This window comes from Psychrobacter sp. 16-MNA-CIBAN-0192, from assembly GCF_040309565.1.
GTDB lineage: Bacteria > Pseudomonadota > Gammaproteobacteria > Pseudomonadales > Moraxellaceae > Psychrobacter.
Window position 1 is genome coordinate 1 of sequence record NZ_JBEOOX010000247.1, and the last position, 273, is coordinate 273.

At 40.7% G+C, this 273-nt stretch carries 1 protein-coding gene; it reads right to left on the reverse strand.

Features of this window, described 5'->3' with window-relative positions; genetic code table 11:
• On the reverse strand, window positions 1-273 hold a 273-nt coding region (locus tag AAEY78_RS13115), incomplete at both ends, for a sugar phosphate nucleotidyltransferase (RefSeq protein ID WP_352339745.1).

Below are 273 nucleotides of genomic sequence, written 5' to 3' on the forward strand. Positions count from 1 at the left end.
GTTTTAGCCAGTAAACGCCAGATCTTTTCAGATAACACATAACGGCCAACAACCGCTAAATTAGACGGTGCTTCACCAACATCAGGCTTTTCAACCATCCTTTTTATTTTAGCTGAATCACCAGGTATTATATCAACACCATTACAATCGGCAATGCCGTATTTATTAACATCACACTCTGGCACTGGAGCAACCATAATCTGGCTGGCAAATGTCGCTTTATAACGCGCTATCATTGCTGCCAAGTTTTCAGTTTTTTGATTGGCAGTGTAT